The sequence below is a fragment of the Blautia sp. DFI.3.45 genome (genome assembly GCF_020593505.1).
Taxonomy (GTDB): domain Bacteria; phylum Bacillota; class Clostridia; order Lachnospirales; family Lachnospiraceae; genus Blautia_A; species Blautia_A wexlerae.
In genome coordinates this window covers 22,180-45,889 of record NZ_JAJDMI010000013.1, presented here as the reverse complement: position 1 = coordinate 45,889, position 23,710 = coordinate 22,180, and the positions used below count along the sequence as shown (strand labels likewise).

General features: G+C 40.0%; 22 protein-coding genes. 6 read left to right on the top strand and 16 right to left on the bottom strand.

Annotated features, from left to right (window positions below; translation table 11 throughout):
* Positions 1-12: 12 nt before the first annotated feature.
* From LJE09_RS06760 to LJE09_RS06715, 11 genes are all read right to left on the bottom strand, one after another.
* Positions 13-1,758: an MATE family efflux transporter gene (locus tag LJE09_RS06760; RefSeq protein WP_008704346.1), complete on the bottom strand. Its 1,746-nt coding sequence runs from the start codon at positions 1,756-1,758 to the stop codon at positions 13-15.
* A gap of 132 nt (positions 1,759-1,890) precedes the next feature.
* On the bottom strand, positions 1,891-3,318 hold the full coding sequence (locus LJE09_RS06755) for an outer membrane protein assembly factor BamB family protein (RefSeq protein WP_227194672.1): 1,428 nt from the start codon (positions 3,316-3,318) through the stop codon (positions 1,891-1,893).
* 40 nt (positions 3,319-3,358) lie between these two features.
* Complete coding sequence (locus LJE09_RS06750; protein WP_227194671.1) at positions 3,359-3,751, bottom strand: hypothetical protein; 393 nt, start codon at positions 3,749-3,751, stop codon at positions 3,359-3,361.
* 116 nt (positions 3,752-3,867) lie between these two features.
* A complete protein-coding gene (locus tag LJE09_RS06745) occupies positions 3,868-4,704 on the bottom strand; it encodes a deoxyribonuclease IV (RefSeq protein ID WP_118633142.1) in 837 nt (278 codons plus the stop codon).
* Positions 4,705-4,856: 152 nt separating this feature from the next.
* Positions 4,857-5,081, bottom strand: coding sequence for a hypothetical protein (locus LJE09_RS06740; protein ID WP_227311076.1), 225 nt, complete (start codon positions 5,079-5,081; stop codon positions 4,857-4,859).
* A gap of 13 nt (positions 5,082-5,094) precedes the next feature.
* Positions 5,095-5,538 carry a VanZ family protein gene (locus LJE09_RS06735; protein WP_227311084.1) on the bottom strand — a complete coding sequence of 148 codons (444 nt, stop codon included), beginning with the start codon at positions 5,536-5,538 and terminating at the stop codon, positions 5,095-5,097.
* 878 nt (positions 5,539-6,416) lie between these two features.
* On the bottom strand, positions 6,417-7,220 hold the full coding sequence (locus LJE09_RS06730; RefSeq protein ID WP_227311075.1) for a toll/interleukin-1 receptor domain-containing protein: 804 nt from the start codon (positions 7,218-7,220) through the stop codon (positions 6,417-6,419).
* Between the two features lie 11 nt (positions 7,221-7,231).
* Complete coding sequence (locus LJE09_RS17925) at positions 7,232-7,363, bottom strand: hypothetical protein (protein WP_008704358.1); 132 nt, start codon at positions 7,361-7,363, stop codon at positions 7,232-7,234.
* 15 nt (positions 7,364-7,378) lie between these two features.
* Positions 7,379-9,070: an IS1634 family transposase gene (locus LJE09_RS06725; protein ID WP_227311074.1), complete on the bottom strand. Its 1,692-nt coding sequence runs from the start codon at positions 9,068-9,070 to the stop codon at positions 7,379-7,381.
* 200 nt (positions 9,071-9,270) lie between these two features.
* Positions 9,271-10,026, bottom strand: a complete 756-nt coding sequence (locus tag LJE09_RS06720; RefSeq protein ID WP_227311073.1) for an SDR family NAD(P)-dependent oxidoreductase — start codon at positions 10,024-10,026, stop codon at positions 9,271-9,273.
* A 13-nt stretch (positions 10,027-10,039) separates the two neighbouring features.
* Positions 10,040-12,850: an oxidoreductase gene (locus tag LJE09_RS06715; RefSeq protein ID WP_227311072.1), complete on the bottom strand. Its 2,811-nt coding sequence runs from the start codon at positions 12,848-12,850 to the stop codon at positions 10,040-10,042.
* Positions 12,851-13,034: 184 nt separating this feature from the next.
* Here LJE09_RS06715 and LJE09_RS06710 point away from each other — a divergent pair, with 184 nt between their 5' ends.
* The 5 genes from LJE09_RS06710 (at position 13,035) to LJE09_RS06690 (ending at position 16,339) form a co-directional block, all read left to right on the top strand.
* Positions 13,035-13,937, top strand: coding sequence for a hypothetical protein (locus LJE09_RS06710; RefSeq protein ID WP_227311071.1), 903 nt, complete (start codon positions 13,035-13,037; stop codon positions 13,935-13,937).
* Positions 13,934-14,602, top strand: coding sequence for a PucR family transcriptional regulator (locus tag LJE09_RS06705; protein WP_227311069.1), 669 nt, complete (start codon positions 13,934-13,936; stop codon positions 14,600-14,602). Before LJE09_RS06710 ends, LJE09_RS06705 begins: the two co-directional genes overlap by 4 nt.
* A 306-nt stretch (positions 14,603-14,908) precedes the next feature.
* Positions 14,909-15,682: a NifB/NifX family molybdenum-iron cluster-binding protein gene (locus tag LJE09_RS06700; protein ID WP_025580427.1), complete on the top strand. Its 774-nt coding sequence runs from the start codon at positions 14,909-14,911 to the stop codon at positions 15,680-15,682.
* An 86-nt stretch (positions 15,683-15,768) separates the two neighbouring features.
* Positions 15,769-15,972 (top strand): hypothetical protein, encoded by a 204-nt coding sequence (locus LJE09_RS06695; RefSeq protein WP_226839703.1) that lies wholly within the window; start codon positions 15,769-15,771, stop codon positions 15,970-15,972.
* Position 15,973: 1 nt separating this feature from the next.
* Entirely contained in the window at positions 15,974-16,339 is a 366-nt protein-coding gene (locus LJE09_RS06690; protein ID WP_242859432.1) for a flavodoxin family protein, read from the top strand.
* Between the two features lie 169 nt (positions 16,340-16,508).
* On the opposite strand, the gene LJE09_RS06685 is transcribed toward LJE09_RS06690, so the two are convergent.
* From LJE09_RS06685 to panD, 3 genes are all read right to left on the bottom strand, one after another.
* Positions 16,509-17,492: a bile acid:sodium symporter family protein gene (locus tag LJE09_RS06685; RefSeq protein ID WP_055152343.1), complete on the bottom strand. Its 984-nt coding sequence runs from the start codon at positions 17,490-17,492 to the stop codon at positions 16,509-16,511.
* A 3-nt stretch (positions 17,493-17,495) separates the two neighbouring features.
* Positions 17,496-18,335, bottom strand: a complete 840-nt coding sequence (gene panC / locus LJE09_RS06680) for a pantoate--beta-alanine ligase (RefSeq protein WP_117845821.1) — start codon at positions 18,333-18,335, stop codon at positions 17,496-17,498.
* A 109-nt stretch (positions 18,336-18,444) separates the two neighbouring features.
* The gene (gene panD, locus LJE09_RS06675) at positions 18,445-18,837 is read right to left on the bottom strand and encodes an aspartate 1-decarboxylase (RefSeq protein ID WP_008704365.1); all 393 of its coding nucleotides are present in this window, start codon (positions 18,835-18,837) and stop codon (positions 18,445-18,447) included.
* Positions 18,838-19,862: 1,025 nt separating this feature from the next.
* Here panD and LJE09_RS06670 point away from each other — a divergent pair.
* On the top strand, positions 19,863-20,072 hold the full coding sequence (locus tag LJE09_RS06670) for a DUF6219 family protein (RefSeq protein WP_008704367.1): 210 nt from the start codon (positions 19,863-19,865) through the stop codon (positions 20,070-20,072).
* Between the two features lie 586 nt (positions 20,073-20,658).
* On the opposite strand, the gene LJE09_RS06665 is transcribed toward LJE09_RS06670, so the two are convergent.
* Together LJE09_RS06665 and LJE09_RS06660 are read right to left on the bottom strand one after the other, a co-directional pair.
* Positions 20,659-21,312 (bottom strand): DUF2290 domain-containing protein, encoded by a 654-nt coding sequence (locus LJE09_RS06665; RefSeq protein ID WP_055152347.1) that lies wholly within the window; start codon positions 21,310-21,312, stop codon positions 20,659-20,661.
* Positions 21,309-23,426, bottom strand: coding sequence for a DEAD/DEAH box helicase (locus tag LJE09_RS06660; protein ID WP_118575914.1), 2,118 nt, complete (start codon positions 23,424-23,426; stop codon positions 21,309-21,311). Before LJE09_RS06660 ends, LJE09_RS06665 begins: the two co-directional genes overlap by 4 nt.
* Positions 23,427-23,710 lie beyond the last annotated feature (284 nt).

Here is a 23,710-nt window from a genome sequence, read left to right as displayed (position 1 = left end):
TTCATGTACCTCCTAAAAAGATATTATGGTATTATTCATATCAATCGCACGAATATAATCCATGGATTTTGATACCTTCTTGACAAGTTCAATCCCATGTATATCAAAGTCTTCACTGTCATACTGATATTCCAGAGGGTTGAAATTTACACCGTTATCTCTGATCCTCAGTCTGCAGAGATCATCCTCCAGACAGAGGTTAATGTCGATCCAGTTGGAGGTTTTTCCCCCGAATCGTATAATATTTACAGTCATTTCCTCCGCACACACTGCGGCAAGATTTGCCTTGCTTTTAGAAGCTCCCTGTTCCTGGCAGAACTCTATGATCCTCTTATGAACCGTTTGTGCTTCCTCCATGGTACTCTTAATGGAAAAATCCAGATTAATCCCCGGATTTTTGTCAGGAACAATATAAAAGCTTGTATTCTTATGCCTGATTTTTCTGAAAATACAGGCTGCAACTGCAGTTATGATCTCAGTGGCAACAAATCCTGCTGCAATTCCGTCGATACCGATCCCGTCAATCTGTTTCCATACAAGGATTCCCACCAGGGTTGCAGGCAGAACTACCACCGCATTCTCCAGAAATGTGGCAAAACTTGCAATGGCTGTCTCCTCAATGGACTCGTAATAGCTGATAATAAACTTATTCCACAGATAAGGTGCCACACACAAAGCAAAGATGCGCAGCGCCTGGACCATATGACTGCCCAGCTCGCCACCGCCGCTTCCGAACATGACAGTGATTTCCTCGGTAAACAGCATAATAAAGACAAAGATCACAGCCAGCAGGATGTAACTGTATTTCAGCATCTTTTTACAGAGAACCCGGATTCCCACGTAGTCCTTCTCTCCAAAAAGGATTCCTGCCACATTGGGGATCACACCGATGATTCCGCCTGTAAGCATCTCGACGATCAGCAGCACATTGTCACAGACAGTAAATACTGCCATACCTTCCTCGCCCAGCTGGTTCATGATAATGGTATTCAGTCCAAGCGCCTTTACAAAATTAGCTGCCATAAAGATCAGCATTGGCACGCCTGTGATGATTGCTTCCTTTGTGATTCCAAGTTCGCCCGGCTTTAGCAGGATCAGGTGGAGGTTTCGCTTATCAGAGCGGATATAAAGCACAAAAATTCCCATTGCAAACAGGAAACCAAGAACAGTTGATAAGGATGCACCTGTAATTCCCAGCGGAGTATATCTGAGGAATATATAGTCCAGCACAAGATTGATCACATTGGCTGCGATAAGGTAGGCTGACGCCAGCTCCGGATGATTCTCCACACCAAGGTAATTGACCATCATCAGTCCAATTCCGATCACCGGTGCCCCCAGCATACTTACACGTATGTAATCTCTGGTATAACCGGTCAGGACACCGTCACCTGATACCAGAAGTCTGGCAACAGGTTCTGCTGCAGGAAGGGCGCAGATTGAAAAAATGATTCCCACCACAAGTGTTACTATAAATGTGGCAGAAAACAATTTCGATGCCCCTTCTTTGTCTCGTTTGCCAAGCATGTTTCCCACTGCTATGGAACCGCCGATACCAAGGCAGTATCCTGTCAGCTGAACGATTGTCTCCACAGGCAGGCTCAGGGTAACTGCAGACATTGCCTCCACCCCGATCAGATTACTTACAAATATCGTATCTACGATATTTCCCAGCTGAAGCGCCAGAGACATCATAATCCCCGGAACAATATACTTGTTCAGCTTCGCATTCAGCAGTCTGTTATTTCTCTCTTCCATCGCTTCCTCTCCTCTGTTTTCAGTTTTTTCAAAATATTGTGTCGTAAAACTGTAAGATATTTAAATTTTACCATTTAGTGCGATAAATAGCAAGTTAATAAAGAATGGGAGAAAGCAAATAAATATTGCTATTTACTGCAGTCTGATTCCCCATATTTTACAGTCCCTGGTGCCTACAACCGCATAGTTATCGTAGACAGCCGGGGAAGCCTCTATCACGCCCTCGCTGACAGATAATACATCTTCCTGTTTACCTGTTTTACCATCAAGAAGGCGGATATCACCTGTACTGTTGCAATAAAGAACCTTTCCTGATCCGTCTTTGTTATAAACGCACACCGGAGAAGACCAAGCATATGAGGAAGAATCCTCCCATGCTTTAGATCCGTCAGATTTTCTCAGACAGGCAAGAACTCCGGATGCATTGTCAGAGGTCTTTGCCACTGTCACATATATATAATCGGCAAGACTGTTCTTTCCACAGGCAATCGTAGACTGAACTCCACCGGAAACACCGTCATCAGTAGTACATTCATAATCTGTATGCCACACGATCTCACCGGTTTCTGCATCAATCTTCCAGACAGGGACAGTGGCTGTGTCATAACTTCTCCATCCAAGGCGGAAGGAAGTACTTACATACAGATACAGATGTCCTTTTTCGATTTCCAGAACAGGCGTTGAATTAGAATCATCCAATGTATCCTGAACCCATACCAGCTGAAGAGTGTTCAGATCCAGACACATAAGATTTCCCCCATTATCGGTCATAAATATATAGCCTTTATAGATTGCCGCACTGTCTTCCATTCCAAGCCAGAAAGACTCTGTACTGCTTCTTGTTCCATAGTAGCGCCATTTTACAGTTCTGCCCGGATCAATGGATAAAGTCCCACTGTTCAGATCATATTTTGTATTCAGCCTGATCAGATACAGAATTCCGTTCTCTCCCGGATAGATCAGGGTATCTGTCTCTGCATCCACAAGTGCTGATCCGTCAAAAAAGCTTAGACTTCCTCTGAGTGAAAACTCATCATTGTCTCCAAAAGTATACATAACACTACAATCCAGCAAGTTTACTACAAATACCTTTGCAGTTCCTTCGTTACTGTTATATCCGGCGCCAACATACATAATCGGATATCCTCTCGGATCAAGGGCACCCGCACCCTTAAAAGTATATCCCAGATATAATGGGTCACGCGTCTTTTCTCCCGTTCTCAAATCCAGAAAATACACATAACCATCCATACAGGCATAAATCACCTCAACCAGTTCATCATCTGCCTTTGCTTTCTCTGTCATATTCATATGTGCTTTAACTTCTTTGGGCCATTTCATCATAAGCGGCTGTCCTGTCCAGCCACTTCCTGTCCAGACTGCGCTGCCCGAAGAAAGAGAACCTGTATCTGCAGACCACAGTTTGTCCAGCCTGAAATCAGTCATATCTGCATAACCATGGGAAGGAGCATCGCGAAAACTGTTTCCGCGGAATGTGACGATCCCATCCACCTCAATATTAGTATAGCTGATCAGATTTTCCGGTTTTGTAGAATCCACACAATGAGGCTGAAAATTAATCTCTTTAGTCTCTTTCCTCCTAAAAAATATATCCTGTGAACTTCATCTTCTGCCTGGCTGTATCCGGCACATCGATCAGCCCAAAGCGGTAGAACATTCCATAGATATAACTCACTCCGCGGATGTCGCCCAGAGCTTTGGGTCTGTCAACCACAGTTCCCACCTTCTTTATGTTTCTCAATGCCAGCAGCACTGAACTTAACGCCAGACTCTTACTGTTCTCCCTACGGTCGATCCACAACTCCCTTGTGTAGTCTCCATTCCGACCCTTTCTTACTTCATAAGTGAACGGAAGCCCTGTATAGGTTTTGAAACTCTCACCTGCATAGAGTAAAATAACCTCCCACAGATACTTCTCGTCCAGTGTTTCTCTCAGCTTCTCTACTGCCTGATATCCTTGTCTTTGCTGCATCTCTGATCTTTCCTGCATTCCTTCCTTTTGATCTCACTCCTACTCTTTCGATTTGCACTTACAACTTGTCAGCACGCCCCAATTTATCTTCCTGATTCGGACAGATATATTTATACTCATTTCTGTTTATACTCATTTCTGAACAACGCAATTTCATGAGTCCATCCCTCATCATCATTTGGTGTCTCCAGAATAAACGGAATTCCCTCTGTAGCAGGATGATTGATCACGCGGACAAGTGCCTCCAGTCCTATTTCACCTTCTCCGATTCTGGCATGGCGGTCCTTATGGCTGCCAAGGGGATTCATGCTGTCATTTAAATGGATGGCTTTTAGTCTGTCCAGACCTATTATTCGGTCAAATTCTTCAAATACGCTGTCAAGATCGTTTACAATATCATATCCACCATCCCAGACATGACAGGTATCCAGACAAACACCTAATTTATCTTTTAACTCCACCCTGTCAATGATCTGACGAAGTTCTTCGAAATTTCTTCCTACTTCTGTGCCCTTTCCTGACATAGTTTCCAGAAGTACAATCGTACTCTGATCTTTTGTCAGCACTTCATTGAGAATTTCTGCAATTTTACTGATTCCTACTTCTGCACCCTGTCCTACGTGACTGCCCGGATGAAAATTGTAATAATTTCCCGGTGTCATTTCCAGACGTCTCAGATCATCTGCCATGATTTCTCTGGCAAAATCCCTGAGGTTTTCTTTGGCAGCGCAGCAGTTCATAGTGTAAGGCGCATGAGCCACCAGCTTTCCAAAATGATTCTCCTCTGCCAGCTGCCCAAATGCCTGCACATCCTGCGGATCAATGTCTTTGGCTTTCCCTCCTCTTGGATTTCTGGTAAAAAATGCAAATGTGTTGCCGCCATTTGCCAGCATCTGCTTCCCCATTGCAAGATATCCCCGGGATGAGCTTGTGTGATTTCCTATATATAACATCTTTTTACTCCTCTTCTGTCGTATTTTCACAGTACCAGTTTATAGTAATCCTTTTATCATACATTATGGATTTTCTCAAGATTATCTTTTTCATATCTACATTATAGCATTTTAACAGATTTTGTTAAACATTTTTACTGTTATAAACAATTTTACGTCAAAAAGACATTGCTGTGAACGGAGTCAATTGTTCCAAAATTTTTCAGGTTGCGCTTATGAACTATCTTCATGTCAGCGAAAACAATAAATAGGCGCACAAATGAAAGCCGCCCCTGCTGATAGCAGGGACGGTTTTCAAAATGCTTCACAAAAACTGTTAAGTTTTGAACGTGACCTTCCTGAAATCGCAATTCAAGATGACTTGTCAGTTTTTTCATCTGGTCCTGCCCTTTACTTTCCATGCACCAACCTTAACATCCTATTCCCCAACAAACACCCCAGCATACATCCCAAACTATTATGAATAATATCGTCAAACTCAAACAACCCTCTGCAAAGCAGCAGCTGACTAATCTCGATAGCAGATGATACCGCAATTCCCACAAGCAATCCCATCCACCATTTCAGTTTTCTGCCTGTCAACCCCGGCAATAAAATCCCTGCCGGAAAAAGTAGCAGAATATTCAACAGATTCTCCTGCAGTAAACCATCTCCCGTAGTACTTCCCAGTCTGCCACATGTACCAATCCCCAGGATTTCCTTCCATGACCAGAATATCTCTAGCTGATACTGCCTGATCCCCGGAGTCCTCGTAAAAACAGTAGAACCAAATACAATTGCAAGAAACGTCAGAAGTGAACCTCTCTTTCTTGAGAAAAAGTATAACAGAAACATAGAAAAAAAGCGAATCACCAGAAAGTACCTTTTCGTCAATCTGACTGTGGATAAATAGCTGTTTTATAATAAAAAAAGTATTCATGCAGACCTTGAAGCTTCAAGAATGGGTTCCCAAAACCAGAATCTAGTGTATAACTTTTGACAAAAAGAACAGCAGGAAAAACTATAAACACAGTTTTTCCTGCCGCGAATGGTTATCCACAAAATAAAAAAATAAATTTCGTCATTTTTTACAATGACTTATGCATACCTCTGAACAGTAACCTTCCCGCTTATTATCCTAAAAATTATCTTTTGAACCCGTTGCATTTGCGGCGATTATTGAGTATACTATAAGTGAGTTAATGGCTTGTCGGTCATCACGGCTAGAATATGATGAACGTGTATGTTTAGCTTCCGCAAGCGACGGGGTGCTGCAAAGCGTAGAATATCGCTTACGTGTAGGAAGGGCTTGCCGAAAGGCAGGCTCTTCTTTTTTAGGAAGGAAAACCAGTCATGAAACTCGTTACAATAAATAATGCGCTGTTGCTCAAATACACCGGCGATTCAGAGGTACTACAGAAATCAACCAGACCTTATGTTCTAGTTGTCCGTTTAAAATACAAGGATGCCTGCTATGACTTTGCTGTTCCCATTCGTTCAAACATTCCCGCATCGGCACCCAAAGATCAGTACTTTGCTCTGCCTCCTCGTCCGCAGACAAGACCAAAAAATCGTCACGGACTACATTACATAAAAATGTTTCCCGTTACAAAACAGTATCTTGTTCGTTACCGCACGGAGGGAAACAGCTTCGCAACATTGATTCACGACATTATCGAGAAAAACAGCAAACAAATCGTTGATGAATGCCAGCATTATTTATGTATATATCTTTACATATGTTTGATAATTCCTGCAATCTCTTCCGCTACTTCTATGACCGATCGGTGATCTCTTCGAATATGTTTTATATCTCGTAAAAATAAAGGAAGTTTCTTAATTTCTATATCATCGTCCATTACAATACATATTCGAATATTTTCCTGTATCATTCTGCTAATATATGCTTTCATCTCCATCTGACACCAATTTGAATTCAAGAAATTGTCTGTCACCCAGAAAATCACCATATCAGACTCTTCAATTCCCCTTTGTACCTGCTCCGTAATTGATGCACCGACAGGAATACTATATTTGTCAAACCAAACTGGTAGATCTTGTCCATTTAAATAGGGAATTATCATTTCCACATCCTTTTTATCCTTCGAAGAATGGCTGATAAAGACCTGTTTTTCTTTTCCAAATGGCTGCATATAATATCCCTTTTTCTTCAAATCTTCAATCTCCACAAAACCAAACATATTTTCGAATTTTAAGTCAATATCCTGTTCTCCCAGAAAAGCACATGAATTAAATCTTCTATCTTTCATCGAATTCATAAACATGAAAAAAGTAAGATCATTTCTCAGAACCAACCCGGCATTTTCAAATAATCCTATCATCTTTTCTACGTGTTCTTCTTTGGGGATATCATAAACTACCGCGATATAAAATTCAAAATTATATGGATTATTATTCACAAAAATTGCTAGCATTTCCAACGAAGATGAATCCTGTTCTTTTAGTAATTCTTTAAATAATGCTTTCAGGTGTGATCTTTTTCCATACTCTCCCTGCCAGATGTAATTTTTTTCCATATAACTGATTCTCACTTTCCTAACAGTTCTTTCAGATTTGCTGTTGCCTGATCATACTTTTTCTTTGCTGCGATCACATCAACCTCTGCTTTTTCAATCTTTTCTTCTAATGCTTCCTTACTTGTTTTTCTTGTTCTTGCCATCTTTATTTTCCTTCCTTATTCTGATTTTTTCAGTTCCTTACTCAGCTCCGATGCAAAGTATTTTATACTATTCGCATCCAATCCAAAGGCTTTCAATATTACTTTCTGCTTTGCTGTTACAGCATGATCCAGCCGGTATATATTATCCGTCTGGCGTGTCATTTCAATCTTCTCAAGTTCCCTGATTGCTGCCGGAACTGTCATATAATTCTGTTTCTTCTCAAGTTTTTCGTTCTCTTCCTGTAATGCAGTATAAATTTTGTTTCGGATTATCAGTGCGATAAATTGTGTGAAAATCCGTCCTTCAACGCCTTCGTTTGTATGCGAACGCATGCTCTTGTTTCCAAAGAATGATTTATCAGAGGCAAAAAGTTTCTCAGATACATCACGGCCCTTATAAAGATGCAGTGCTTCCTTTGCTGTCATCCTTTCGGATGTGATAATAACAAAGTATCCGCATAATGATATTTCCCGTTCTGTCACGGTTGTTTTTTCTTCCGAATATAAAAACACGCCATCTTTATCGTAGTGAAGATAAAAGTATTTTTCGTAAGCTGAACCGAACTCTACTGTTTCATTCTGATGCGACATCAGCAAAGTTATCCGCTCTCTCAGTGCGTTTTCAAAACTCTCCCGTTCATCAGCATCTTTTGAAATACTGTGATAAATATGAATGTATCTCTTTTTTTCATCACCTTCAAATAAAGTCTTTTGTACTGTTTTTCCATACACACCATAAGCGTTCATATCACAGGAGCGCTTATTTTCGAACGTTCCTTTGTTCTCTAAGATCAAATCACTTATGAAAGAAGACATGCCTTTAGCCATGATCACAAAACTATAACCACATTCGTCTAAATAGCGTATATTTCCACGGCTGAAATATCCCCTGTCCAAAATGAAACCGATTTTTTTATAGCCATACCCAGTGATCCTGCCAAGCATGGCCCTAAGCTGTGATACGTCGTTAATACTTCCAGGATAAGCTTCGTAAAAGAGCGGTTCTTTATTTTTAAGATCATATCCAACCGAATAGTTGATGATAGCTGAACCGATATCTGCCTTGGCATGACCGAATTCAGCCAGTTCAATCTCTCCGGCCTGGCAGTTCTTATTCGTAGAATCATAGGAAATATAAATACGCTCCCTTCGATTCCTCTTTGCATTCCATTCATTCAGAAAGCCTGTGCTCTTATCCTTAGTGATGCTCTTAAAGAAATCACTTGCTGACGCATCACTATAGATCTTCATACCAGAACTATACAGTGGATGATTGTATGCGTAATCCGGATAATGCTGTGCTACATCGCTTTCTTCTACAATAGAGTAAGAGGCAAGGTCGAGCAGTAATGCCATATCCCGCTTAGAGAAGAACTGTCCAAGCATCTTATCTAACGAATAATCCGATACTATCTTATGTATTGCAGCATATGTACCAACCCGCAGACAGCTGCTGCGCTCTGTTCGGTCTTCCATACCTGATAAAACTGCATCTGGAAAGTATTTCAGAAAGGCTTCGTTAGGAATCATCATAGTGTCATCATCCGCACACACCTTGCCTATAGTTGCTCTCTGTGGATAGGTATATTTTTTCTCCGGATTATAATAGCGATCATACTCATACTTAATATATGTGATATCCCCTCTTCTTAATCGGATCAATTTTCCATGTACATCTGGTATTTTTACTCTTGATTTCAGGTACATATTCGCCTCCTTTATTTAGGCTCATATAGCCCTAAATTTATTATACAGCAAAACCCGTATTTTTGCAATAATTTCCGCAGAAATACGGGCTTTTTTTAATTTTATTTTCGTTAGGGCTACTCATTTTTGGAAGTTAAGGATCCTACGTACTGAAAAAAGGAGTCCAAATGACTCCTTTTTCTAATGCATATCAATTATTTTTAAAATATCGTATATCCGCCATCTACAGCCAAAGCTGCTCCATGGATGAAACTAGCTTCGTCTGATGCAAGGAATGCAATAGCCTGTGCTACTTCGATAGGTTCTCCAGGACGTTTTGCCGGACTCATTCCAATCTTCATTGTTACCGGATGCTGTGGAATTGCAAGCACACGTGCAATCATATCTGTTGCAATCGGTCCTGGAAGAACAGCATTTATACGCACTCCTGTACGTCCATGATCCAATGACATCTGACGGGTGAGTCCAAGAAGGCCATGTTTGGCAGAAGTGTAAGCAAGCCCTCCGCGGCCTGCTGCGGTTGCTGCCATGGAAGCTACATTGACGATGGTTCCAGCCCCTTGTTTTTCCATAATAGGGATTATTTTCTTGCAAAGAACAAATGGTGCTGTGAGATTTGTTGCAAGAACGGTGTTCCATTCATCCATTGTAATCTGATCCATAGTGGCAGTTGTTCCGCCTACTCCTGCATTATTTACGAGAATGTCAATTTTTCCGTAGGTGTCCAGAGCTGTTTTAACCAGGTTATCAAGACTTTCATCAGATGTCACGTCTGTTTTACAGAAAATTGCTTCTCCTCCGGCTGCCTTGATTTCATTCACACAGCTTTCTCCCAGTTCTTCCTTTGTTCCAACAACTATGACTTTTGCTCCTTCTTTTGCAAAGAGTTCTGCGGTTGCTCTTCCGATTCCTCTTGTTGAACCAGTAATGATTGCTACTTTGTTTTCAAACTTCATGGCAATGCCCTCCTTATCTTCTTCCTGTTTCCATGAATGCTGTTCTGTCATACCGTGCGGTAAGCAGATACGGTGCCAGAACATCTGCGTCAATCTCTTCACATAAATTCAGTTTATGAACCATCAGATCATTTGAGGAATACGCACCTCCAATGACTGTTCTGATTGGAAGTTCTCCCCATGGATCATCAATGGACGATTGTAATTTAATCGCTGCAAAACCAGGCTCCCATGAATGGTAATTGTATTCACAGAGATTCTGAAGCAGAGCACCATTCTGGAAATGTGATTTTCCTTCTTTATCCGGTTCGCGGTCAAGGTGGAAGTAGAAACCACCGCCATATGTCTTTTTACCGGCTTCTGGGAACTGATACAGCATTCCGGTCATTGCGTTATTATATTCACCAATCTTGAGATCAATATTTACAAGTTCAGTACCACGACGGCAGACTTGAGCGGTCACATGATCATTGTTTCGACGGATTACAAATTCAGATCCCAGTTTCTTTGGAATTGATCCATTGTCACGTCCACACTGAACTGCCATTTCTGCACCAGTTCCCCCAAGTACAAGCCCTATTGGATATAATCCAAGCTGTGTTCCATATGTACAGTAAACACCAAGGATTGCTTCATAATAATCATCAGCAAAGGTAGGCTCCTTAACATGGCACACAGATACCGTAACTACAGGCACGGAAAATGGTTTTAACGGTGCAGGCAGAACCTTTGCAACCGCCGCAGGATCGGTGAGGTATGCAAGATATATTCCCTCCTGATTTTTCATAAGAGAGATCTTACCGAAATTAGGCATTTCCTCCGGAGCGGTGATAAAGCTTGGAGTTTTGACAGATGTCTTAAACAATTTTCTTGCTGCTTCAAAACCACTTCTGGATGCAGGAGCAATCGTACCGTCTTTCACAGCATTTCCGATAGCCTGAGCATGGATTCCTTTTTCTTTTAATTCTTCAACAAGATGGTTGTCCGGACGGAAACCAAGTGAAAGAACAACAGCATCTGCAGCGACTTCCACATTTATCTTATCGTTCAGTCTTTCAAGAACAACTCCATCTTTTTTGATCTCTTTAAGGGCATGTGCCATCATGAACTGGGCATTGTATTCTTTCAATCTTCCACATACATCTGCAACATTTGTATGATTTGCATTAGGAGCAACTTTGTCAAGCATATCCGCAAGTACAACAGTATTTCCTTCGTGACAGAGATATTCTGCTGTTTCAAGTCCCGTAACACCTGCTCCGATGATCATTACTTTTTTATTCTTCAGTCCGGCTTTTCCGGAAAGAATATCTTCGATTGTATATACATTTTCTCCGGTTATTCCGGGAATAGATCCTGGAATGACAGATTTAGAACCTGTTGCTACAAGCACCGCGTCCGGATTCATTTCTGCAATTTTATCCGCAGTCGCTTCCATATCAAGTTTTAATTCAACTCCAAGTTTCTCAAATTCAACATTATAATAATCGGCAATCCAGCCCATACGTTCTTTGAAAGGAGGCTTCTTTGCAAGGTTTATCGTACCTCCAAGCTCACTCTGGCGGTCAACCAGTGTTACCTTCATGCCGCGTTCAGCAAGTGTTTTAGCAGCGATCATACCACATGGACCGCCACCAACAACTACTACCTTATGTTCCTGAGTGTCATATTCTGCATTTCCATAAAGACGTTCGCGGCATGCACGTGGATTAACTGCACATTCCGCCGGAATACCCGCGCCCATCCATGCATTCAGGCTCTCAAAGCAGCGCAGACAATTGATACATTTACAAATTTCATTCTCTCTTCCTTCAAATACCTTGAGTCCCCACTGTTCGTCTGCGAGCCAGCTTCTTCCCATGGAGACAAAATCAACAATACCTCCTTCCAGAAAACTCTCAGCTACCTGTGGTTCACGTATGCAGGAAACTCCTATCACTGGAATAGAAACGTGATCTTTTACGGCCTTGATCAGATCTTTTCTCCAACCCTGGGGGAAGGAGATCGGCTCTACACATACACTTCCTGTTTCGTATAAACCAACAGACACATCAATAAAATCAATCCCGCATTTCTCAAGCGCCATTGCAATCTTAACTCCATCCTGGATATGGATATAATCCTCTGTTACTCCTGTCTTATCCAGAAATTCTTCCACGCTTAAACGGACACCGATTGGAAAGTCCGGTCCACACTGTACGCGGATTCCATTTATGATCTCAGTGATCATACGAAGCCTGTTTTCAAAGGAACCACCATACTCATCTTCGCGTTTATTTGTGTAAGGGGAAAGAAACTGTTGTAATAGATACCCATGAGCCGCATGAAGCTCTACTCCATCGCAACCCGCTTTTTTTACTCGTACAGCACCTGAGATAAACTGTTGGATCAAAGCTTTTACTTCTTCTGTTGAAAGAGCCCTTGTTTCCTGCTGAAGATATTTGCACGGTATTGCTGAAGCAGATACTACCGGGCCGCCTGTAAGAGCAGTTACTGTTTCACGTCCAGGGTGATGCAGCTGGATGAATATCTTTGTCCCATATTTATGTACTGTTTCTGCAAGCTTTGCAAGACCTTCGATATGTCTGTCTTTTGAAACAGACAGCTGACGCATCATCCCTGCACCATGCAGATCGTTTACCCTTGCAATCTCCGGAATAATAAGCGCTGCGCCACCAATTGCACGTGCCTTATAGAATGCAATCATGTCTTCCGATGGAGACCCATCCATCTCCGCCAGGCTTGTACCCATCGGTGACATTACAAGTCGGTTTTTAAGTGTAATATTTCCAATTTTTCCCTGTTTAAAAATTTCCTGATACATGTACACCCTCCTTTACTTGCGTCTCTTGATTATTATGGCTTAAAAATAACATTTTCTTTGTTAAAAAAACAACGGCATAAATATAAAAAAGACATTGTATATTTATGCACAATGCACTATAATTAATAATAATCAGCAAAACACTGTACATTATGCACAAAGAATTGTAAAGAGGAGTATGAAAATGCTGTTTTCCGATCTTATTGATTATTTAAAAAATGAAAAAAATTTTAACATAATACTAAATTGTTCTACTGATCTTCATGAAATACGAGATGTAGAGCTGCTGGATGGCACTCAAACAAGATACGCCACAGATATTGTCTATTTTGGTTATCCCAATGTTTTGTCTCCTGATATGCAGCCTTCTCAATGTGTCCTTGTTCGTGGAGAAAACTATCTTTTTCCTTATTCCTGTACGGATCGTGCAACAGTACAGGCAAAAGAGCTTTTTGCAGTTTTTAATGCAGCAAAACAGTTTCTTCAGACACATGAACAGGTTAGTTTATATGAAGAACTGGTTCAAAAAGGCCACTCTTCCCATAGCCTGGATGAAGTGATTAACTCTGCATCCATCAAATTAGGATATTCCTTGGTATTTTGTGACAAGAAATTCCGTATCCTGTCATATTCTACATCAATTCCGGTTACGGATAAATTATGGAAAAAGAATATTGAACGTGGATATTGTACATACGATTTCATTAAAAATGTAATGTCATTGGAAGCTGTCCAGGGGGCTTCAGCCAGCATTGAGGCTGTTGAAGTATCTTGCCCGGAATCACCATATCGTAAATGTAGTTCGAAAGTGTTTTTAAACGGTGTTCAGGTTGGTTTTGTTCTGATGATAGAAAACAATATCCCTTTTACCGCAGAACACTTAGCAGCTATGAGTGATGTAAGCCGGGCAATCAGCTCTGTAGTTGGACATTATCATCCTGAACTGTTTCAGTACACCAGTGCGGACCAGCAGCTTCTTGAAGCCCTGCTGATTGGAACTCCGGCTGATATATTGGCAGATTCCATTTCTCATCTTCGAGTATCTGATGCAATGTATGCACTTTGTATCCAACCGAAGACATTTTGAAGGAAAATAAATTAAAGCAGCAGCTTTATCCTGTGATCCGACATATCTTTCCGGAAGCATATATGACTGTCCACGACAATGCACTAGTCCTTCTTGTACCAGATCAGAGTTCTGTTATATTTGTAGATACTCAAAAAATAATGCTTAAAACGATGGCAGAGTATCATCTGGATGTAGGAATCTCCCTGGTTTTTTCAAAAATGGATGAATTTTACAGAGCTTATCAGCAGGCGCGGACAGTTCTTGAATGGAATCACAGAATCCCTGATAACCTTAAGAAGGAAATATCATGGGATCAAAGGTATCCGATGGAGCATCAAATTCATCGGTATTCTGAAATTGAGTTCTACGAAATGATGAACAAGATCAAAGAACCAGAAAAACTTGCAGATTATATCCACCCTGCCCTTTACAGACTGAATAAATATGACCAGAGAACGGGAAATGAACTTTACCATACACTTGAGGTATATCTACAGTGTTTCCATAACAATAAGGAAACAGCTAACATTTTGTGTATTCACAGGAATTCGCTGGCTTATCGAATGGAAAAAATCATTGAAATAGGTAAAGCCGATTTAAACGATCCCATGACAGAGTTTCTGTTGAGAATGTCTTTTAAGCTTGTGGAATATTTGAAGATAAGAGACCTCGATTTCCCCTGATATTTAAAATTGTAGCTTTTCATAACATTATAACGAAATGCTGTAATTCTCTCTGAATTGTCAGTGATGCCATAGTAATGGAGATAACCAGTCAGTATCTCATTAAGCTTCTCTCTGTTGACTGTGAGTTTCAGCTTCTCTTCAAGATATTTCGTACTGCTTTCCAGAAGTCTCTCCGATGCCCGTTTGCTCTTCGCAATTGAAGCAGGGGACTTACTTGATTTGGTTAAAAAGGCATATGTCAAAAATGTTATTGACATATGCCCTTTATAGAACTATTATATTATAACAAGAAAGGAGCAGTTTATGCCAAGACCAATAAAATGCAGAAAAGTCTGCCATTTTCCCAATGTTTTAGAATTTCTTCCGGCAGATGATACGGAGAAAAAAGCCCCCATTATTCTGACGGTAGATGAGTATGAAACAATTCGTCTTTTGGACAAGAAAGGTTACAGTCAGGAGCAGTGTGCAGTATCTATGCAGATCGCAAGAACAACAGTTCAACGAATTTACGAGATTGCCAGGAAGAAAATAGCAGATGCACTTATTGATGGACATCCGCTTAGAATTGAGGGCGGGGATTTCAGAATCTGCGATGGTCAAAGTAGCGACTGCAACCTTGGAGGATGTTACAAGCAGGAGCTTTATCAAAAATATGCAGTGGAAAAAGGAGAAGGTATTATGAGAATAGCAGTAACATATGAAAACGGACAGATTTTCCAGCACTTTGGACACACAGAAACATTTAAGATTTATGATGTAGAAGAAGGGAAAGTGGTACATTCAGAGGTAGTAGATACCAACGGAAGCGGACATGGCGCATTGGCAGGAGTTCTTAATGCATTGAATGCAGATGTTTTGATCTGTGGCGGAATCGGAGGGGGCGCACAGACAGCTTTAGCGGCAGCCGGTATTAAGCTTTTCGGAGGAGTTTCCGGAGATGCAGATGAAGCGGTAGAAGCCTTTATCAATGAAACACTTGCGTATAATCCAAATGTGAAGTGTTCTCATCACGAGCACAACCACGGGGAAGGACATACATGTGGCGAGCATGGATGCGTAAGCCATAGCTGTCATTAAGAAGAATGGTTCGCCTAAGAGCGGCTACTGGGAGATTGTAGATAAATATCTATACTTTATAGGGCCGTACTTCATAGGGTCGAACCATGACATTCTTTACTAACAGTAAAAAATATGCCAAAAAGATTAAGAAGGCAGAGAAATGTGTGGTATATGAAAATACAGTCAGAGAACTGTTTAGCTGTGAGCAGTTCAAAAAAGGTGCAGAAGCAAAAGGACATCAGGTGAACATGGTACAGAGCCTGCGACGGCTGTATGAGAAATGGCGGTACCTGTGTATTAAAAGATGACATGGCTGAAATACTCGGAATGTTTCGGAAAGCAGATGTACTTGTACTGGCTACTCCGGTTTATTTTTATGGAATCAGTGCCCAGATGAAGACCTTTATTGACCGCACTTATCCTATCTGGCAGCATCTTGGTAAAAAAGAAGTTTACTATATTATATCGGCTGGTCTGGGCGAGGACATCATTGAAAGACCGCTTGGTGATCTGGATGGTTTTGTAGAACATCTGGAAGAATACAAGATTGCAGGAAAGATATATGCAGCAAACGTGATGGATGCCGGATTAGTCAGAAATCAAAGTGTTTTCAAAAAAGCCTATGATATGGGATATTCCGTTCAAAATGCTGAGAAATTGAGAGTTGGCGAATAAAGCTTATAAAAAACAAAGGGATAATTATAGATGTCATAAAAGCAAAAAAATTCAAGTAGTTATTTTTGCCCCGGAATCCGTTAGCTGGCAGTAGATAAGCAAATTAGTTTCTTATCACTGTTAAGCCAAGGATTCCGGGGATTTTTTGTTTTCTACGTTCCCTTGTTATTTATGCTGCTGACACACCATTTTCACCTGTGCGTGTCCGGTTTTCTACGCCGGAACGGCGGATTCCTGCAAAGATGGAGCCTGCAATATTATGCCATACACTGAAAATAGCACCTGGAAGAGTTGCCAGTGGATTGGCTACAAAGTTAGCTGCTGCCAGAGAAACTGCCAGTCCGCTGTTTTGCATGCCCACTTCAATAGCTATAGCTGTTGCCCGTGTATATTCTACATGGAAAATTTTTGCTGCAAGGAGCCCAAGCATCATACCACAGAAATTGTGGATCGCAACAACGCCAAGGACCAGAACTCCGCAGCTTAAGATTTTCTCTGCATTAATTGCCACGATTCCGCCAATGATCATAACAATGGCTACAACAGAGATCAATGGCATAACATCTGAAACTTTATCTACATGATCTCCTGCAAGTGTACGGAGAAGGATTCCAAGAAGTACAGGAACCAGAATTACTTTTACAACAGAAAGTACCATTGCCCAGAAGGATACTTCCACCCAGGCACCTGCCAGAATGTACACAAGAAATGGAGTCATAACAGGAGCAGCCAGAGTGGAAACGATGGTCATTCCTACTGAAAGTGCAACATCACCGCCTGCAATATAGGTAATCACATTGCTGGCTGTTCCACCAGGACAGCATCCCACAAGAATCACACCCAGAGCCAGATCTGCGGGAAGATTCATAATTTTACACAATACCCAGGCTACGACTGGCATGATCGTATACTGTGCAACTGCGCCAATGATCACTTCCTTTGGTCTGGAAAAAATTGCCCGGAAGTCTTCCAGACGTATTGTCAGTCCCATACCAAACATGATCACGCCCAGAAAAACAGATGTATAATTTGTCATCCATGCAAATCCATCCCTCCAGAAAAAGGCAAGGCATGAAAAGGCAATGATGATGATTCCAATATATCTGGATGCAAAACTGCTGATTTTTCCTATTTTCTTTAAAATATTTTCCATATATTATACCTCGTAGCTGAAGTTATCGATCAGTCTTGTTTTGCCAATATAGACAGCCATTGCTACGAGAACATTATGATCAGCTTTTTCCACAGGCTGCATGGTAAGTGCATCTACCATGGAAACGTAATCGATTTTTGCCAGAGGCTCTGCCTCGATCACTGCACGCATTTTGCCGAGAAGTTCTTCTGCGGAAATGCCTGCGTGAATGATTTCCTGTCCGAGTTTTACGGATCTGGACAGACAGAGAGCAGCCTTTCTCTCTTCATCGCTTAAATATGTATTTCTGGAGGATTTTGCCAGTCCGTCCTCTTCACGGACAATCGGGCAGCCTACGATTTCTATATCAAAATTCAGATCCTGGACCATTTTGCGGATGATAGCCAGCTGCTGAGCATCCTTCTGTCCGAAATATGCTCTGTCCGGGGCTACAATATGGAACAGCTTGGTTACAACTGTGCACACACCCTTGAAATGGATAGGACGTGTTTTTCCACAAAGTGTCTCAGATAATGTATCGATACTTACAAATGCATGGGGATCATGATACATTTCAGAAGGTTCAGGGCAGAAGATCAGGTCTGCGCCAAGACTTTCACAGAGTTTGCTGTCGCGTTCGAAATCTCTTGGATATGCCTCAAGATCCTCTGTCGGACCAAACTGTGTTGGATTGACAAAGTCAGACACAACTACAATGTCGTTCTGTTCTCTGCATTTTTTGATCAGACTTGCATGTCCCTCATGAAGAAATCCCATTGTTGGAACAAGACCTATAGTTTTACCTTCTTTTTTCCATGCTTTGATCTGTTTTCTTGTTTCTTCTACTGTTTTTGTTACCTGCATTGTTATCGCCTCTTTCTCGGTCAATGGACCGGTATCATAGATTTTGAGATAGCCTCTTTTCTGAATTCACTTTCATCTTATGACAGCCTCTAATCTGATATCAACGTTTTCAGGCCATGTCTTTCAGCAGACCATGTTTCTCATAATTGGTCACTCTGCTGATCTTATTCTCTTCATCTACAAATACAACTGCAGGCTTATGAGTGCGTGCCTCTTCAGGCTCATATCCTGCGTAAGCCATGATGATAATCTTGTCACCTGTGCTTACACATCTTGCTGCTGCTCCGTTCAGACAGATCATACCGCTTCCGCGTTTTCCGCAGATTGTGTATGTCTCGAATCGACTGCCATTGTTCACATCTACAATCTGAACTTTCTCATATTCCAGTATTCCGGCAGCTTCCAGCAGTTCTTCATCCACAGTAATGCTTCCCACATAATCCAGTTCAGCCTGGATAACAGTTGCTCTGTGGATTTTTCCTTTTAACATTTCTATTGTCATCTTATATAGTCCTTTCCTGCGGGAAAAATCAGAGTCAAGCAGCACCATAAAAAGGAAATATACCTTTATGATCTGCAAAAAAAGCGCATCAGGATACACTTTGACCCTGAAACGCTTCTGATTGATTCCCTGTATATTGAGTCCTGTTTCTGATACATAAAATACGTTTTACTATTCCATAGATTATTGGAAATCTGATTTTTTGTATCATAAATACCGGCTCGTATCTTTTAAAATTACATACATCCCTCCGTTCCCGTTCCCGGATTCCGGCTGGCTGCTTTTATATAAGATTCCAGTGATTTCAGCCAGAGTATAGTTTTGAGTCCAAATACTATCTCTGAGTGGTATTATTACATCTGGTCAGTTATTTGTCAATAAATTGTTTATTTACTGGTTACTGTTCACTCCGCGTCCAGTAATACACTGTGAAATACATTAAATATGAATCTCCTTGTGCAAAGCCCAAGGAGTATCGTTTGCTTCGCAGACTTAATTTATGCTAATCACATAAGGAACCAAAAAATCACTCATCCGACAAACAATCAGACGGATAGCCTCATCCAACCGTACCTTCCCGGGAGTTATTTCCAATTCGTTCATATGTGCAAAGAAATTTTTCCGAAAGACTTCATACGGCATCAATAACTCTGCCGCAAACAGGTTTGTAATCTGAATGTCAGAAACTAAACAGCTATTACCATAAAAATAAAAAGTTTCTCTTTATGATACAGCTCTCCGAACACTGAAAGAAAAATCTGTCGGAAATAAGCTGCCCTCCACGAAAGCCCTCTATGCTGAAAAAGACCGACTTATTGAATTGCGAAATATGCAACGGGAAGATTTTTCTAACCGCCGGAATTATGAACGGGAGTTTCGTACCGTGTCTGCCAATATTGATATGATCCTTGGGAAGAGCTACGAACAGGAACAGCAGATTGAGAAAGAACAGAATTTATAAATTTCCTGTTTTCATGCTTTCTAAAAAGAGGTATTATATAAAAAAACGCAGGAGGTATATTCAAATGAAAGCACATAAATATTGGTCACTTGGTGCATTGGCAGCCATGATTGGAACCTTTTATACCGGCTATAAAAACATGAAAACTGCTCACAAATATTTTGCTTGCAGCTCTCTTCTCTGCATGATTATGGCTATCTACTCCGGTCATAAAATGATTTCTGGTAAATCCAGAAAAAAGAAAAATTCTGTTTCTAAAGAATCTGCAGAATAATCAAAACTAAAGAAATGTTTACATAGGATTGCCTGATGGAATAAATATTTTCCATCAGGCAATCTTGCTATTTTACATCTTTTTTCAATCTGTCGTATAATATATGTAATCCCATCAAATGAAAACAGTCCTTCTTATCAAACGTTATTATAAGTTTAACCGCAACATTTTTTCTTCCCAGAACAATTTCATACTCTGTTGATTGTTGATAAGAGAAGAATAAATGATGATACACAATCAACAACTGTTCTCATCTATATTTTCCGCAACTCCCTTTATTTTCATAATAAAATTAAGAAAGGCCCTGCACTTGGCAGAGCCTCCCAGCATTTTCTTTTGAGAGCTTTTGCTCCCTAGCCAGATTGTGGTAAATGCTAAACCCTTATAAAGCTGGTAAGGCACTGCCTCCTGGCACAACACCTTACTTCAACGCTTGACAGACACTCATGTTGCCTGTTGTTAATATTATATTAACTTGCCACCATGAATATGTCAATTACTTTTCTACTATAATTTACACTATAATTTTATAGCTGTTTGTATGAATATAGATTCTCTAACAATTTCCATATTTCATTCTCCATTTTCATACTATTATTCTGCTCTTATTTATGTCTTTTTCTGCAATATGTTCTTCGAAAGCTACTATACCCTCAATTTCAAAATTGAATTCCAACTGTGAACTCGGAACATAATAAAAATGTTCCATAATAAATTTCACAAATTTCATCGGTGATATTGGACGATCTACAGGAATTCTACAATTTTTATATCCCCCTAAAGTAATATGTGAATATGGATGATGCAGTTCGCTCTCCTCCGGATCTCGATTGTAATCAGCTCGAATAATCACAGGCAATACAGATTTATTTAAAATATCTCCGTAAATATAGTCAACATCGTATAATTCCGGATCATTCTGATAAAGTTCATACGACGGTGATGGATAATACCCCAATCTGTGCGAAATCAATTCTGTTCCCGTTCTATTAAAGCGATACATCAACTGTATGATACCACCATCTGGCAATTTAACATTATAATTATGATTTTTTTCTATTTCATCATAAATTGTACTGTAATCCATATTCCTTAAATATAACGAAATATTTTGATATTTTTCCCATACAATATCCATTTGTTGAATTACAGGATAGTTATATTCTTCTGCCAGTCCACATCTGATCAATTCCCTTGTAACTTTCTTTAACTCTCGAAATACTTTTTCTTGTTCTTTCAATTATACAGCACATCCTTTAAGCGATTCACAGTATCTTCATCTAAATCTTCTTTTCGAATTTCTCCATTTGCAAGTTTACTGGTAATATCCGCCAGATTAGAATTGCTTTTTCTGATATCTCTTAATTCATTTTGAGTCATGTCTCTATGAATAATTCTCATATTCTTTCGTTGTGATTTGTCCGGGTACGTGAACTCTAATTGAAAATTCCTTTCCTTAACGCTGTTAAACTCCTGTATTAACAGATCCATATCATCTCCGATTCCGCTAACCCGTACCCATGCCTTCGATCTTGTCATAGCAGTAAATATAATATTTCGTTTTCTTGATAAGTTGATGCCTCTTGCGCAAAGATCCGCATTTATCAGATAAACAACTGCTGCTTCATTTCCTTTTGCTCTGTAAATCTGAGAGATTGCAATAGAATCCTCCTGAAAAAAATCATCTGGTGTTGTCTGTACCCCAACAATATGCGATTTAATTCCCTTTTCCATTAATTTAACACGGATATGTGACACGTAACTCTTCGTAATTTTGGGATCAGGGTGAATGATCATAATGTCCTGATATCTTAATTCTTCATCATGCAGATTTTTTTCGATATCTTCAACTATCCAATCCGCTTCCTGTACATTATTTTCAAATCTTCTAAATTGTATAAGATCGTCAATTGACGAATGATCCTCTAAAAATGCAGGACTTGTTTCTTCTGTTCTATATAGCGTTACAAATTCTCCATCTCTGATCACACCTTCTTTCACTGTATATCCAATATCTTCCCATAACTGTTTATCTTCAAATAATTGAACTAACGATGTTTCCTCCCGTGCCTCTTTTTTTCTGTAAATTCCAAATCCCAGGCTGTGTGCTGTAATAAGAACTGGTCTTGAATTACGATAACATTTTGATAAGACAATATCCTCCGCCTTACCATTACTGTTATCAAGCACTACATTCGGCCGTCCATTACTGTATCCAAAAATGTCTTCCGGAGATTCAACGTTTTTGTTATCCAGGCTTTGGAGTTCATCATATGCATATACAAGCATACGGCTTTCATGTGGGAGTGACATATAACACATCTGAAGAAAATATTTTGAAAAATCCTGTGCTTCGTCTACTAAAATCACATCATACAATGGCTGGGGATTCGTTACTGATTCTACGGCTTCTTCACATACTCTGTCAAAAGCAGATGAATTTCTTCCATATTTCTGGCACGCATCCATATAATCATAACAAACTAGATTATTTGCCTTACAAAAATTGAAATACAGACCTTCTGAATTTTTACTTCCCCATGCATGAATTATTTTAATTCTGCTCCAATCAGGTTCCTCATTTGTATTTTCAACAATAAAGTTTGTGATCAGTTGAATAAATTGACCCTTTAATGCCCGGCTGTTAAATGTAACTGCTATCATCTTATTTTCATACATAGTATACAGATATGCTACCTTTAATGCCAGAACAATTGTTTTTCCCGATCCTGCCAGCCCCCGGATTCGTTGAACACCTTCTACCGTTTCAATGACTGCCTTACTTTGATACTTGTCCAGGCAGGAAATCTGGTCTTCAATTGCTTTTAATTTTGATCCCCTTGACGAAGCCTTCTGAAGATTTTTTCTGCCACCTCTTTTTTTCAGTTGTGAAATCATCTGAATCGCTTCCAGTAATTTCTTATAATATTCTTCGCCCTGTTTCCATTCCAGACTTTCTAAATATTCCTTTACTTCTTCTATTGATGTACAAATTTCATCACTCTTCGTTTTATAAAGGGGTGCATAAGACAGTACATTAATCGGCACTTGTAAAACTCGTCTTTTTGACAGATATCCATATCTTTTCAGCTTGGCTTCCATATTATTATATAGTTCATCCAATAACTGAATTTTATCTTCCATATTTTCTTCTGCTAATGTTTCCAGATCAAAAAGCACAATACCCGTCTGTTCGCTCACTAACAATGCATCAACTTTAATTTTTCCATCAATTCCCCCTAAAACAGGGTAGCCCAAATAAAAATATCCGTCTAATCCCATTGTTTCCAAAAGATTTATAATTTCATTTGCAAGCACCTGTTTAGATGTAACTCCATTTACAATTGTAAGCATCTTATCACCCTTTACTTTTAATATGTCATGTTTTTCTGTATATCATTTCTATCATATTGTCACACAGGGAAATTAAATAACCGAACGGTTAACGATTTTTCTCAGATATATGTCTCAATATAGCAGATATACTACCGATTGTCAATCATTGACAAGACATTTCTTCATCTCTTTCTCCATCGTGCATACTAATAAGATCTGTCTTATCCACATATATTCTGGAATTCAGAGCAAACTGAAATGCACTATTGTCTGAATTCACAAATCTTCCCCTGCTTTATTCT

Bases quoted from the DNA above. Each gene is read 5' to 3' on its own strand.
- LJE09_RS06760 (WP_008704346.1), bottom strand. From the start codon at position 1,758: ATGGAAGAGAGAAATAACAGACTGCTGAATGCGAAGCTGAACAAGTAT.
- LJE09_RS06750 (WP_227194671.1), bottom strand. From the start codon at position 3,751: ATGCAGCAAAGACAAGGATATCAGGCAGTAGAGAAGCTGAGAGAAACA.
- LJE09_RS06745 (WP_118633142.1), bottom strand. From the start codon at position 4,704: ATGTTATATATAGGAAATCACACAAGCTCATCCCGGGGATATCTTGCA.
- LJE09_RS06740 (WP_227311076.1), bottom strand. From the start codon at position 5,081: ATGAAAAAACTGACAAGTCATCTTGAATTGCGATTTCAGGAAGGTCAC.
- LJE09_RS06735 (WP_227311084.1), bottom strand. From the start codon at position 5,538: ATGTTTCTGTTATACTTTTTCTCAAGAAAGAGAGGTTCACTTCTGACG.
- LJE09_RS06730 (WP_227311075.1), bottom strand. From the start codon at position 7,220: ATGGAAAAAAATTACATCTGGCAGGGAGAGTATGGAAAAAGATCACAC.
- LJE09_RS17925 (WP_008704358.1), bottom strand. From the start codon at position 7,363: ATGGCAAGAACAAGAAAAACAAGTAAGGAAGCATTAGAAGAAAAGATT.
- LJE09_RS06725 (WP_227311074.1), bottom strand. From the start codon at position 9,070: ATGTACCTGAAATCAAGAGTAAAAATACCAGATGTACATGGAAAATTG.
- LJE09_RS06720 (WP_227311073.1), bottom strand. From the start codon at position 10,026: ATGAAGTTTGAAAACAAAGTAGCAATCATTACTGGTTCAACAAGAGGA.
- LJE09_RS06715 (WP_227311072.1), bottom strand. From the start codon at position 12,850: ATGTATCAGGAAATTTTTAAACAGGGAAAAATTGGAAATATTACACTT.
- LJE09_RS06710 (WP_227311071.1), top strand. From the start codon at position 13,035: ATGCTGTTTTCCGATCTTATTGATTATTTAAAAAATGAAAAAAATTTT.
- LJE09_RS06700 (WP_025580427.1), top strand. From the start codon at position 14,909: ATGCCAAGACCAATAAAATGCAGAAAAGTCTGCCATTTTCCCAATGTT.
- LJE09_RS06695 (WP_226839703.1), top strand. From the start codon at position 15,769: ATGACATTCTTTACTAACAGTAAAAAATATGCCAAAAAGATTAAGAAG.
- LJE09_RS06690 (WP_242859432.1), top strand. From the start codon at position 15,974: ATGGCTGAAATACTCGGAATGTTTCGGAAAGCAGATGTACTTGTACTG.
- LJE09_RS06685 (WP_055152343.1), bottom strand. From the start codon at position 17,492: ATGGAAAATATTTTAAAGAAAATAGGAAAAATCAGCAGTTTTGCATCC.
- panC (WP_117845821.1), bottom strand. From the start codon at position 18,335: ATGCAGGTAACAAAAACAGTAGAAGAAACAAGAAAACAGATCAAAGCA.
- panD (WP_008704365.1), bottom strand. From the start codon at position 18,837: ATGACAATAGAAATGTTAAAAGGAAAAATCCACAGAGCAACTGTTATC.
- LJE09_RS06670 (WP_008704367.1), top strand. From the start codon at position 19,863: ATGAAAGCACATAAATATTGGTCACTTGGTGCATTGGCAGCCATGATT.
- LJE09_RS06660 (WP_118575914.1), bottom strand. From the start codon at position 23,426: ATGCTTACAATTGTAAATGGAGTTACATCTAAACAGGTGCTTGCAAAT.